At 65.2% G+C, this 12,457-nt stretch carries 8 protein-coding genes; 6 read left to right on the forward strand and 2 right to left on the reverse strand.

Going from position 1 to position 12,457, the window contains the following annotated elements:
* Positions 1-82 precede the first annotated feature (82 nt).
* The 5 genes from M8R19_RS25315 to M8R19_RS25335 are packed head-to-tail and all read left to right on the forward strand — an operon-like array spanning position 83 to position 6,624.
* Positions 83-1,105 (forward strand): HlyD family secretion protein, encoded by a 1,023-nt coding sequence (locus tag M8R19_RS25315; protein WP_249919261.1) that lies wholly within the window; start codon positions 83-85, stop codon positions 1,103-1,105.
* On the forward strand, positions 1,105-2,868 hold the full coding sequence (locus M8R19_RS25320; RefSeq protein ID WP_249919262.1) for an ATP-binding cassette domain-containing protein: 1,764 nt from the start codon (positions 1,105-1,107) through the stop codon (positions 2,866-2,868). The genes M8R19_RS25315 and M8R19_RS25320 overlap by 1 nt, the downstream gene beginning before the upstream one ends.
* Entirely contained in the window at positions 2,865-3,986 is a 1,122-nt protein-coding gene (locus M8R19_RS25325) for an ABC transporter permease (protein ID WP_074979888.1), read from the forward strand. The genes M8R19_RS25320 and M8R19_RS25325 overlap by 4 nt, the downstream gene beginning before the upstream one ends.
* A gap of 1 nt (position 3,987) precedes the next feature.
* On the forward strand, positions 3,988-5,103 hold the full coding sequence (locus tag M8R19_RS25330) for an ABC transporter permease (RefSeq protein WP_249919263.1): 1,116 nt from the start codon (positions 3,988-3,990) through the stop codon (positions 5,101-5,103).
* Positions 5,104-5,115: 12 nt separating this feature from the next.
* Positions 5,116-6,624: an efflux transporter outer membrane subunit gene (locus M8R19_RS25335; RefSeq protein ID WP_249919264.1), complete on the forward strand. Its 1,509-nt coding sequence runs from the start codon at positions 5,116-5,118 to the stop codon at positions 6,622-6,624.
* A gap of 326 nt (positions 6,625-6,950) precedes the next feature.
* Here the strand turns inward: M8R19_RS25335 and M8R19_RS25340 are convergent, their stop codons facing one another.
* On the reverse strand, positions 6,951-9,650 hold the full coding sequence (locus M8R19_RS25340) for an RHS repeat-associated core domain-containing protein (protein WP_249919265.1): 2,700 nt from the start codon (positions 9,648-9,650) through the stop codon (positions 6,951-6,953).
* A gap of 15 nt (positions 9,651-9,665) precedes the next feature.
* Positions 9,666-11,144, reverse strand: coding sequence for an RHS repeat domain-containing protein (locus M8R19_RS25345; RefSeq protein WP_249919266.1), 1,479 nt, complete (start codon positions 11,142-11,144; stop codon positions 9,666-9,668).
* A 252-nt stretch (positions 11,145-11,396) separates the two neighbouring features.
* On the opposite strand from M8R19_RS25345, the gene M8R19_RS25350 reads away from it, so the two are divergent.
* Complete coding sequence (locus M8R19_RS25350; RefSeq protein WP_249919267.1) at positions 11,397-12,422, forward strand: FAD:protein FMN transferase; 1,026 nt, start codon at positions 11,397-11,399, stop codon at positions 12,420-12,422.
* Positions 12,423-12,457: the final 35 nt, after the last annotated feature.

The raw sequence follows: 12,457 nt of genomic DNA on the forward strand, positions 1-12,457 counted from the left end.
GCATAGATAAAATTCAAATTTGAATTACTGGTCTATGCTTGTATGCTTGTTTCTCGTCGCCACTGGCTAGCGGGTCGTCATCATGCGCAAGAAGCTCATCGTTGTCCTGGCATTGCTCGCCGTAGCAGGCCTGGGAGCCTGGTACTACTTCCACTCGAAGGCCGAGCAGGGCGGCGACCTGGTGCTCTACGGCAACGTCGACATCCGCCAGGTGTCCCTGGCCTTCACCGGCAGCGAGCGCATCGCCGAGATGCGCGTGGAGGAGGGCGACGCGGTCAAGGCCGGGCAGGTCCTGGCCAGCCTCGACAGCCGCACCCTGAAGCTGCAGATCGACCAGGCCAAGGCGCAGATAGCCGCCCAGGAAGCCAACGTCCTGCGCCTGCACAACGGCTCGCGCCCCGAGGACATCGACCGCGCCAAGGCCCAGGTGGATGGCGCCAGGGCCCAGGTCGAACTGGCCGGCATCCAGCTGCGCCGTCTGCAGGGCATCCGCGCCAACAGCCCCGGCGGGCGCGCCGTCAGCCAGCAGGACCTGGACAACGCCAGCGCCCAGCTGAAGGTCGACCAGGCCCAGTTGGAGGATGCGCAGAAGTCCTTGCGCCTGGCGAAGATCGGCCCGCGCGCCGAGGACATCGCCCAGGCCGAGGCCCAGTTGCAGGGCGCCCGCGCCCAGCTCGCGCTGCTGCAGCACAACCTCGACGAGACCCAGTTGCGAGCCCCGCAGGACTCCACGGTGCGCTCGCGCCTGCTGGAGCCGGGCGACATGGCTTCGCCGCAGCGCGCGGTCTACGCCCTGGCCATCACCGATCCGAAGTGGGTGCGGGTGTACGTCAACGAAACCCAGCTCGGCCACATCAAGCCGGGCATGCGCGCCAGCGTCAGCACCGACAGCCATCCGGAGCAGCCGGTACAGGGGCACGTCGGCTACATCTCCGACGTCGCCGAGTTCACCCCCAAGGCCGTGCAGACTGAGGAGCTGCGCACCGCGCTGGTCTACGAGGTGCGGGTGATAGTCGAGGACAAGGACAACCGCCTGCGCCTGGGCATGCCGGCCACGGTGCGCATCGCCGAGGGCGACCAGCTGCGCGACGGGAAGGCCGACTGATGGACCTGGTGATAGACGCCCGCGGCGTCGCCAGGCAGTTCCTGGTCAAGGAGTCCGGGCAGATCGTGCAGGCCCTGCACGGCCTCGACCTGCAGGTGCGCAAGGGTGCGTTGACCGCGCTGGTGGGCCCGGACGGCGCCGGCAAGACCACCTTCCTGCGCCTGGTGGCCGGGCTGCTGCGCGCCGACGGCGGCGAGTTGGAGGTGCTGGGCATCGACGTCAAGGCGCACCCGCAGCGCGTGCAGGACCTGATCAGCTACATGCCGCAGCGCTTCGGCCTCTACGAGGACCTGAGCGTGCAGGAGAACCTCGACCTCTACGCCGACCTCCACGGCGTCGTTGCGGAGCAACGCCGTCAGCGCTTCGAGCGCCTGCTGGAGATGACCGACCTGGCGCGCTTCACCGACCGCCCGGCGGGCAAGCTGTCCGGCGGCATGAAGCAGAAGCTGGGGCTGGCCTGCACCCTGGTGCGCTCGCCGCAACTGTTGCTGCTCGACGAGCCGACCGTGGGCGTCGACCCGCTGTCGCGCCGCGAGCTGTGGGAGATCGTCCAGCAACTGGTGGAGGAGGAGAGCCTGAGCGTGCTGCTGACCACCTCCTACATGGATGAGGCCGAGCGCTGCGCGGAGGTGTACCTGCTGCACCAGGGCCAGTTGTTGGCCCAGGGCCTGCCCGAGGACATCCGCCGCCACGCCGACGGCCTCTGCCGCGTCGCCGTGCCGCCGGCCGACCAGCCGGCGCGCAAGCTGCAGGCGCGGCTGCTGGACGACCCGCAGCTGATCATCGACGCGGTGCCCCAGGGCGGCGAGGTGCGTTTCATCCGCCAGCGCGATGCCGATGAAAAACGCCTGGACGAACTGCTCGACGGCGCCCCGGTGCGCGAGGTGGAAGCGCGCCTGGAGGACGGCTTCATGGTCCTGCTGCGGGCCAGGAGCGGTGCCGAGCAGGTGGACACCGAGGCGCTCAAGGCCGCCGCGCCGGGCAGCACGTCCGACAATGGCGGGGCGGTGATCGAAGTGAAGGACCTGGTGCGCAAGTTCGGCGACTTCACCGCGGTGGACCGCACCAGCTTCAGCGTGGCCCGCGGCGAAATCTTCGGCCTGCTGGGGCCCAACGGCGCCGGCAAGACCACCACCTTCCGCATGCTCTGCGGGCTGCTGCCGGCGTCTTCCGGCAGCCTGCAGGTGGCCGGCGTCAACCTGCGCCACGCCCGCGCCCAGGCGCGCCGGCGCATCGGCTACGTGTCGCAGAAGTTCTCGCTGTACGGCAACCTCTCGGTGCGCGAGAACCTGCAGTTCTTCGGCGGCGCCTACGGCCTGGCCGGCAAGCAGCTGGGGCGGCGCATGGACGAGGTGTCGCGGCAGTTCGACCTTTCCGGCCACGAGGGCGAGCCCAGCGGCCAGTTGCCCGGCGGCTACAAGCAGCGACTGGCCATGGCCGTGGGCCTGCTCCACGAGCCGGAAATCCTCTTCCTCGACGAACCCACCAGCGGCGCCGACCCCCTGGCCCGGCGCGGTTTCTGGCAGCGCATCACGGCGCTGGCGGCCGGCGGCACCACCATCATCATCACCACCCACTTCATGGAAGAGGCCGAGTACTGCGACCGCATCGTCATCCAGGACGCCGGGCGCATCCTCGCCATGGGCACGCCGCAGCAGGTGCGCGAGCAGGCCGGCGGCCAGGGTAGCTCGCTGAACATGGAGCAGGCCTTCATCGAGATCGTCGAGCAGGCCCGCCAGCACCAGCAGGAGGTGCGCGCATGAGCGGTTCGTTCTGGCGCCGGCTGCTGTCGCTGACGCGCAAGGAAGTGCGCCAACTGCTGCGCGACCATAGCAACCTGATGATCGGCATCGGCCTGCCCATCGCGCTGATCCTGATCTTCGGCTACGGCCTGTCGCTGGACGTGCGCCACAGCCTGGTGGCGGTGGTGCAGGACGACCCGGCGCCGCAGTCCCGCGACCTGCTCGCCAGCATCAGCGACTCGGAATACCTGCGGCCGCTGCCGCTGAAGTCCTTCGAGGAGGGCCGGCGCATGCTGGAGTCGCGCCAGGCCGACGCCCTGGTCTACCTGCCCGCCGACTTCAGCCGCCGCCTGCAGGACGGCAACGCCCAGGTGCTGGTGCTGGTGCAGGGCTCCGACGCCACCCGCGCCTCGGGGGTGAGCAACTACCTCAACCAGGCCCTGGCGCTGTGGGGCGAGAAGCAGGCGGCGCGCAACGCCGGGCTGCAATCCGGCGGCGTGCGCATCGAGCAGCGCATGTGGTTCAACGCCGCCAACACCAGCACCTGGTACCTGGTGCCGGGGCTTATCGTACTGATCATGACCCTGGTGGGCGCCTTCCTCACCGCGCTGGTGATGGCCCGCGAATGGGAGCGCGGCACCCTGGAAGCGCTGTTCGTCACCCCGGTGCGTTCGGTGGAAATCCTCCTGGCGAAGATCATCCCCTGCTTCCTGGTCGGCCTGCTGGGCCTGGCGCTGTGCCTGCTGGCGGCGCGCCTGCTGTTCCACGTGCCGATCTACGGCTCGCTGCTGGCGCTGCTGGTCAGCTCCATGCTCTACCTGTTCGTCGCCCTGGGCATCGGCCTGCTGATCTCGGCGGTGACCAAGAACCAGTTCCTCGCCAGCCAGATCTCCCTGCTCGCCAGCTTCCTGCCGGCGATGATGCTCTCGGGCTTCATCTTCGACCTGCGCAACGTGCCCACCGCCGTGCGGGTGGTCGGCAACCTGCTGCCGGCGACCTACTTCATGGAGCTGGTGAAATCGTTGTTCCTGGCCGGCGACTTCTGGCCGCTGATCATCCGCAACTGCCTGATCCTCGCCGGCTACGCCGTGGTCCTGCTGGGCCTGGCGCGCCTGGCCACGCGCAAGAGGCTGGACTGAGATGGGCGCTTTCGCCGAATTCCTCCGCCGCCTGGCCAACCTCTGGCGCAAGGAACTGCTGGTGATCCTCAAGGACCCGGCCAACCGCATCGTGCTGCTGGCGCCGGTGCTGATGCAGAGCCTGCTGTTCGGCTACGCGGTGACCTTCGACCTCAACGACGCGCCCTACGCGCTGCTCGACCAGAGCCACAGCGAATCCTCCCAGCGCCTGGCCAACCGCCTGGACGGCAGCGGCATCTTCCACCGCGTGGCGACCTTGCGCGCGCCGCGCGACATCGCCAGCGTGATCGACGCCGAGAAAGCGCTGCTGGTGATCCAGATTCCCGCCGACTTCGAAACCCGCCTGACCCGCGGCGAGCCGGCGCCGCTGCAGGTGATCCTCGACGGGCGCAACTCCACCACCGCCGGCGCCGCGGCGGCCGGGCTGGCCAGCGTGGTCAGCGACTTCAACCGCGAGCGCGGCCTGGCCCAGGCGCCGCTGAGCGTGGTCACCCGCGCCTGGTACAACCCCAACCTGGAGACGCGCTGGCCGCTGATCCCGGCGCTGATCGCCTCGCTGAGCATGCTGCAGACCCTGCTGCTCTCCGCGCTGTCGGTGGCCCGCGAGCGCGAGCAGGGCACCTTCGACCAGTTGCTGGTCACGCCCTATTCGCCGATGGAGATCATGCTCGGCAAGGCCCTGCCGCCGATCCTCATCGGTCTGACGCAGGCGTCCCTGGTGCTGCTGATGGCGCTGTTCTGGTTCCGCATCCCCATGGCCGGCTCGCTGCTCGACCTCTACGGCGGGCTGCTGATCTTCATGGTTTCCTGCGTCGGCCTGGGCCTGTCGATCTCGGCGGTGTCGCTGAACATGCAGCAGGCGATGCTCTACACCTTCGTGCTGATCATGCCGCTGATGCTGCTCTCGGGCCTGGCCACGCCGGTGCGCAACATGCCCGAGGCGCTGCAGATGGCCACGTACATCAACCCGCTGCGTTTCGCCATCGACCTGATCCAGCGCATCTACCTGGAAGGCGTGGGCCTGTTCGAGGTGGCCCATGACCTGTTGCCGATGCTGGTGGTGGCGAGCGTGACCCTGCCGCTGTCCGCCTGGCTGTTCCGCAATCGACTCGCCTGACCGGAGGCCACCATGCCGTCGTCGCCCAATCCCTACCTCCTCCTGCCGCTGCTGCTGGCGCTGGGCGCCTGCGCGGTGGGGCCGGACTACCAGGCGCCGCAACCGCAGGCCCCGGCCGACTGGCGCGCGGCCCATGCCGGCGATGCCGCGCTGCTGGGCGCGGGGCAGGGCGGCCAGGCCATCCCGGCGCAGTGGTGGACGCAGTTCTCCGACCCGGCGCTGGACTACCTGCAACGCCGCGCCACGGCGGCCAGCCCGGACCTGCAGAGCGCCGCGCTGCGCTTCGCCCAGGCGCGCATGCAGCGGCAGATGGTCGCCGCCCAGCGCGGGGTGAATGTCGACGGCAGCGCCGACGTGCAGCGCCAACGACAGAGCGAACGCGGCGCCAGTGCGCGGATGATCTCCAGCCTGGCGCCGGGCGACAGCGACGAGCTGGTGAAGACCCTGGCCCAGCCTTTCACCCTCTACGAAGCCGGCTTCGACGCCTCCTGGGAAATCGACTTCTGGGGCCGCGTGCGCCGCTCCATCGAGGCCGCCGACGCCCGCGTCGAGCAGCAGCGCGCCCTGCTGGAACAGGCGCGGCTGCTGGTCGCCAGCGAAGTGGCGCGCGGCTACTTCGAGCTGCGCCGGGTGCAGCAGCAGATCGCCGTGACCCGCGAAGACCTGCGTGCCACCGAGGAGTCCCTGGAACTGGTGCAGGCCCGCGCCGACGGCGGCCTGGTGGACGACTTCGACCTGGTGCGCCAGCGCAGCCAACTGGAGGAACTGCGCTCGCGCCTGCCGCAACTGCAGGCGGCCGAGAGCCAGGCGATCAACCAGCTCGGCGTGCTGGTCGGCGCGCAGCCGGGCGAACTGCAGGCGCAACTGAAGACGCCGCCCGCGCAGCCCGCCGCCTTGCCCGACCTCAGCCCCGGCCTGCCCTCGGAAGTGGCGCGGCGGCGCCCGGACATCCGCGCCGCCGAAGCCCAGCTGCACGCCGCAACGGCCAACATCGGGGTGGCGGTGGCCGAGCTGTACCCGAGCATCCGCCTGGGCGCCAGCTTCGGCTATTCCTCCTTCGAGAGCGGCGACGTCTCCGACTGGGGCAGCCGCCAGTGGGCGGTGGGGCCGAGCCTGAGCGTGCCGATCTTCGACAACGGCCGGCGCCGTTCCCAGGTGACTCTGCGCAAGCTGGAGCAGCAGGAGGCCGCGGTGAACTACCAGCAGACCGTGCTCAAGGCCTGGCAGGAAGTCGACGACGCCCTCAGCGGCTACGGCGCCGAGCGCCAGCGCAACGCCCAGTTGCAGGCACGGCTGGGCAGCGCCGGGCAGGCCTACGACATGGCCAAGGCACGCTATGCCGGCGGCATGACCGATTTCCTGGTGGAGCTGGACGCCCAGCGCAACTACCTGCAGGCGCGCCGCGACCTGGTGGACAGCGACGGCCAGCTGCGCCTGGACCTGGTGGCGCTGTACAAGGCCCTGGGCGGAGCTGACTTACATGATCAGGCTCGCCCTGGGGCGCTAATCGAAAAGCGGTAAGGGTATCGACATGGGGATAAACCTCGTGCCGATTGTGGCCTTGTTGAAGTGAGAGACACCGGCACAAGGCCGGTGTCGGTGGTTACGTCAATTTCATGCTTCTTTAGAAGACGAAAATGCATAAAAGTAACATTAGGTCAATTGTTAAGATGATTTGGCCTAGAGTGCAAAATTTTTGGGCGCTATTTGTATAGCTTTTTCTGTATAAACACCACCAGGGACCAACTGCTATAATTCTTTGCCCTGTCTTGGCATAGGGATATGCCGCAATCATTAAAGTTAGATAGAATAGGCTAAGTGCTGCAAAGAGATAAGGAGTCATTGGATTAATACTCAATAGGGCCAGTACTGAAGTTTGGTCCAGGAATACCACCCATAAGTCCTCCGTAAGCGCAAAATGTTCCGTCGGGGTTTAACTGCCCACCTACAAATAGCCCTGCGCGTCCGGGAGCTCCGGACACTGCTCCCCCACTGGGAATATTGTCTTTCCAGTCTGGACCGCAGCTTGTTTCGGGTGGTGGTGGCATTTCGCATACTAATATCGCAGCTCCTAAGCCGCCAACACCAATACTTCCTGTTGCTGCTGAGTCCCCTTGAATATACGAAACACAGTACATCCCGATGCATCCAGTGATACCATAACGTGCAACTTGTTTTCCTGGTGGCAGGGTTGGCCCATTAGGGTAGCCCATCAGTCCCTTAGGATCGATGATAGTCAAGGGATTCCCCTCTACATATCCATAAGTGTTTAGACCTCCCTCAAGCCCAATCGGATCACTCTCCACATACCGTCCGGTCTGCGGATCGTAATCGCGGAAGTAGTTGTAGTGCAGGCCGCTCTCGGCGTCGTAGTACTGCCCCGGGAAGCGCAGGTTCACCACGGTGTTGTCCGGGCTGCTGGGCTGGCCGTTGCCGAAGGCGTCGGATTGCCATTGCCAGGCCAGGCGCTGGTCGTCGTCGCTGGCCAGCCGCGGGGTGTCGAGGTGGTCGCTGTGCAGGTAGAGCACGCGGGGGTTGCCCGGATGGCCCTGGTCGTCATAGGCCGTGCTCAGGGTGGCCAGGGGCAGGCGGTCGAGCCACAGGTAGTACTGTTCGCGGCGGGACTGGCCATTCCGGTCGTAGGCGGCTTCGCCGAGCAGTTGGCCGTCGGGGCCGTAGAGGTAGGTGGTGAAGCCTTGCGCGGTCAGCTTGGCGATGCGCTGGCCGTGGGCGTTGTAGCGGTACTGGGCGACTTCCTGGCCGTCGATCCGCACATTTGCCAGGCGGCCCTGGGCGTCGTAGCCGAGCAGGCGGCTGGCGCGGTCCTGGAGCAGGTTGCCGGCGGCATCGCTGGTCACCGTGTGGCCATTGAGGGCGGTGAGGCGGTTGCTGTCGCTGGCGTAGCGGTAGCTGTCCTGCAGGGATTCGCCGTCAGCCAGGCGCGTGGCGCTCTTCTCGGTGCGGTTGCCCACGGCGTCGTAGCCGTAGCGGCGCTCGGCCTGGCTGCTGCGTTCCGTGGTCAGGCGGTCCAGGGGGTCGTACTGGTAGTCCAGCGTGCCCCAGAGGCTGTGGGCCAGTTGGGTGATGTTGCCGTTGGCGTCGTGCCGGTAGTCGCTCTGCCAGGGGCCGATGCGCTGGCGGACCAGTTGGTAGTCCTGGTCGTACTCGCGGGCCAGGCTGATGCCGTTGGCCCAGCTCAGGCGTTGCAGGGGGCCGAAGGGCAGATAGGCGATATCGCTGGCCAGGACGAGGGGTGCCTGACTGCCTACACCCAGGGTGACGCTGCTCACCTGGCCGCCGGCATTGCGCGGGTAGCCGAGGGTGTAGCCGGACGGATAGCCGATGCCAGCCAGGCGGTCGGCGGCGTCGTACTGGAAGCTCAGGGACTCTTCCAATACCTGGCCGTTGATGCTCAGGCTGCGCGTCTGCTGCAGCAGATTGCCGCGAGCATCGTAGCGATAGGCGAGACGGCCGCTGCCATCCTCGATGGCCGTCAGGCGGCCGATGCCGTGGTTGCCGTCGGCACTGCCGTCGTACTGGTAGCGCACATCGAAGGCCGGGGTGGCCGGGTAGCGGCGTTCGCTCAGGCGGTTCAGGGCGTCGTAGCTGAACTCCACCACCACGCCACGGGCATCGGTCTGGCGGATGACGTTACCGGCGGCGTCGTACTCGAAGTGGGTGGTGCCGCTGTCGGGGCTGATGCGCTGGGTGAGGTTGCCCAGTCCGTCATACCGGTAACCTGTCGTGACGCCGCGGGGATCGCTGACCTGGGTGAGGTTGTCCTGAGCGTCGTAAGTCAGTTGGGTGACGCCATCGAGCGCGTCGGTATGGCTGACCAGGCGATCGAGGGCGTCGAACGCCCGAGTGCTGGCGTACTGGCGCGGGTTGGTCCGGCCGGTGGGGTTGTCGTTGAGGTCGTACCGGTAGCTGTGGGTCTGGCCAGCGGCGCCGACCGCGCGCAGCAGCCGGCCGAGTTCGTCGTATACCCACTGCTGCTGGCGCACCAGGCTGCCGTTGGCGTCCTTCAGCCGCTGCGCCGTGCGGTTGCCCTGGGCGTCGACGTCGTATTCCAGGCGCTCGCCGAGGTTGTTGGCGATGGCCACCAGGCGCCGCGCGTCGTCGTAGGTGTAGGCCAGCCAACTGCCGTCGCCGCGGGTCAGGCGGGTGATCTGCCCGACCGCGTCGTACTCGAAGCGGGTGGTGCTGCCGGCGCTGCTGATGGACGCCAGGCGGGCGTCGATGCCGCTGTAGGTCAGGGTGCTGACCACGCCGTTGGCGTCGGTAAGGGTGCCGGGGTTGCCGCGCTCGTCGTGGTCGGCCAGGCGGGTGACGTGGCCCAGGGCGTTGGTCACGGCGGTGAGGTTGCCCTTGGCGTCGTAGCTGTAGCGGGTGACGTCCTGCACGTCGGTGCGCGGGCCGTCGGCGCTTTCGATCAGGCCCAGGTCGTTGTAGCTGTAGGACCAGCTGCGCTCGGCAGCTTGGATGCCCAGGCTCAAGGTGCAGGCCAGGGCGAGAGCCCCAAGCCGGAAGCTGTATGGCTTACGCATGATCGACATCCTTGTTCAGTGAGTGGAAAAGGTCTGGCTGATCTGCCGCCCTTGTTCGTCGTACTGGTAGCGGATGGTTCGTCCGGGCTCCTCCACCTGGCTAGGCAGGTAGAAGCGGGGATGCCACTGCGTGAGGATGGTGCGTTCCTGGGGCGTGCCCAGCGCTTCGCGGCGGGAGGTCTCCAGTCCGCGCTCGTTGTATTCGTAGAGGGTGACGTTGCCGTTGTTGTCCGTACGACGCGTCAACAACCCGCGCTCGTCGTAGGCGAAGGTGGAGTTGCTGGCAGGGCAGTTCGGCGAAGGCTCGCCCTCGACAGCCACGAGCTTGCGAACGCCCTGGACCACCTGGAAACGGTAGGTAGCCTTCTTGCCGTATTCGTTGGTGACCGTGGTCGAGCCGTCCTGGTTGTACGCCAGAACGATTTTCTCGGCGCCATTGGCGTGCTCGCTGGAAATGGCACGCCCCTGGCCGTCGTATGTCCAGGTTGCGTAGCGGACTCCGTTTTCGTCGACGATGCCAGTCAGGTGTTTGGGATTTCGAGTGTCGTCATAGATAAAAGATTTTGTCTTGCTGTTGACAGTTCCTTTTGAGGTCTTTGTCAGTTTTATAAGATTTTGGTTGGAGGAGTATTTATAGATAATTTTGGTGTCATTCGTATCGACTGTCAGCGGTTGTCCAAGATTATCGCTGGAAATTATTAAGCGATCCCCTCTATTACTCTCGATAGAAATTGAATTCTCAGTGTGGCTGAGGTTGTATTCCAAGTGAGAGGCGGTAATCCATTTTTTTAGTTTCCCTTCGTTGGTGAATTCGTAAATATTATTTTCAGGTGCAATGTAGGTCCAGCTAGTACTGTTCTTTTCCAGTTTTCCATACTCAGGGCGGTCAGAAATGAGAGCTGAGTTGGATGTTTTTATGAAGCTTTCATGGCCATCAGCGCGCACAAGGGAAATGTAGCCGGAGGCAAATCTAAGGTGTGTCGAGAAATTATGCCTCCATATAGTGTCGATGCTGTTGTAAGTACGAGAAAAAGTTAATCCTGTTTTTGGGTTTATATAGTCTTGTTCAAATTGGTATTTGTTTCCAATGGTAGGGTTTATTGGGTTTCCAATACAAGGCTCCCTAGGTGGAAGGCCTTTTTGTTCGTCAAGGCCACAGTCTCCCGTGGTTTTATTGAAGGTTTCTGGTGATTTACACTTCCCATGATAGAAGACTCCTAGGTGGAATATACCTCTATTATCTGCTAGCCATCCGGCTTCCCATAGCGGCTCATAGTAGGCGTGATGGCAGTAGTCTGCTGTATATCCCAGATTTTTCGAGAATTCTTGGCAGCGCTGGAGTGCTTTTTCGTTGGATGGGAAGTTGTCAACATGTTTTAGATGGGATCCTGTGCCAAATATATCAACTATTATTTCGGCTTGGCTATTTGTCATGCCAAGTGAAACTAGCGTGATTTGACTTAATAGTTGCGTGAGAAAATATTTTGGTTTCATTTTTATATCCTGTCCTTGGTGTGCCTTGGTAAGAAGTAGCAGGCAATTGGTTTGCCTTTGCAGGGAATGAGCCTTAAAGGCTTTTTCCTACTCTCTTATTGGAATTTTCTTTTTTCTTGCCTCTGATGGGAGGGCTTTGGTCAATATGCTGACGTGGTCAACGAACCTTTACCGCCTGGGCAACAGTAAGCCCCGCCGTTTCCGGTAGAATGTGCGCCGCCCGTGCCGGGGCAGGGGAATGGAGGTGGCGCGTTGCGAGGCATCTGGCTGTGCTTGGGGCTGTTGGCGTTGGCCGGTTGCGGCGAGCGTGTCGAGCGCTTCGGCGGCCCGACCATGGGCAGCAGCTATTCCGTGCAGTACCTGCCGACGGCGCAGAGCCCCGCGCCGCAGCGCCTGCAGGCGGAGGTCGAGGGCATTCTCGGCGAACTCGACCGGCAGTTCTCCACCTACCGCGACGACTCCGAGGTCTCGCGCTTCAACGCCTTGCCGGCCGGCGCCTGCCAAGCCATGCCGACCGAGCTGGTGGAGCTGCTGCGCTACGGCAACGAGCTGTCCGAGGCCAGCGCCGGCGCCTTCGACCTCACCGTCGAGCCGCTGATGAACCTCTGGGGCTTCGGCCCGCAGTCCCGTGGCGAGCTGGTGCCGGCGCCCGACGCGCTGGAGCGCGAGCGGGCGCGCGTCGGTTACCGCCATGTGCGGGTGGACGGCAGCCTGGTGTGCAAGGACGTGGCAACGCAGCTGGACTTCGACAGCATCGTCGCCGGCTACGCGGTGGACCGCGTTAGCCAGCGCCTGGTCGAGCTGGGTGTGAAGAATTACCTAGTGGAGATCACCGGCGAACTCAAGGCCGTGGGCCACAAGCCCGACGGCTCGCCCTGGCGGGTGGCGCTGGAAGTGCCCAGCGGCGAACGCGAGCGCAGCGTGGCGCGCTCGCTGGCGGTGGACGGCTACGGGGTCTCGACCTCGGGCGATTACCGCAACTATTTCGAGGAAGGTGGGCAGCGCTACTCGCACACCTTCGACGCGCGCAGTGGCACGCCGGTGCGCCACAGGCTGGCGGCGGTGACCGTGGTCGACCGCTCGACGCTGCACGCCGACGGGTTGTCGACCCTGCTCATGGTGCTGGGCCCGGACGAGGGCTACCGCTACGCCGAGCAGCACGGGCTGGCCGCCTGGTTCGTCGTGCACCAGGGGCAGGGCTTCGCCATGCGCGCCACACCGCGCTTCGCCGAGCTTTTCCCGGACCCGGCGCGGCCCGAAAAGCCACATGAAATGTAGTGGTGGCAAAATTCGCCTACCGCACGACCAAGCGC

Source organism: Pseudomonas sp. R3.Fl (genome assembly GCF_023516765.1).
In the GTDB taxonomy this organism is placed as follows: domain Bacteria; phylum Pseudomonadota; class Gammaproteobacteria; order Pseudomonadales; family Pseudomonadaceae; genus Pseudomonas; species Pseudomonas citronellolis.